Here is a 403-nt window from a genome sequence, read left to right as displayed (position 1 = left end):
CTTTGTTTTTCTCAAGGAATTGCGCACCGATTTGTGCAGCCATACGACCAGCTACTTCACTCATAGGTGCAAGTAATGGTAATGAACGGTTTTCTAATTGTACTGTTTCATATGCGATAGCAACAACTTTCTTTTCAATTAACGCTTTTGTTAATTCTGGTTCTGGAGCTAAGTGTAAGTATGTGAATAAGATTAAACCTTCGCTGAAGTGTTTGTATTCGCTTTCAACTGGTTCCTTAACTTTCATAACCATTTCCATGTTCCAAGCTTCTTCAGCTGTATCAACAATTTTTGCTCCCGCTTCAACATACTGAGCATCTGTGAAACCAGATCCTACACCTGCATCCTTTTGAATGAATACTTCGTGATTGTTACGAACTAAATGTACAACACCTGCTGGTGT

1 pseudogene is annotated in these 403 nt (G+C 38.7%); it reads right to left on the bottom strand.

Going from position 1 to position 403, the window contains the following annotated elements:
• Positions 1-403 (bottom strand): annotated as a pseudogene (locus V7038_RS06195) (alanine dehydrogenase); the annotation flags it as partial.

Origin of the sequence: Bacillus sp. JJ783 (genome assembly GCF_036963225.1) — a bacterium.
Lineage (GTDB): Bacteria > Bacillota > Bacilli > Bacillales > Bacillaceae_G > Bacillus_A > Bacillus_A cereus_U.
Note: the sequence above shows the minus strand (reverse complement) of the source record. Positions and strands in the feature narration are given on the sequence as shown.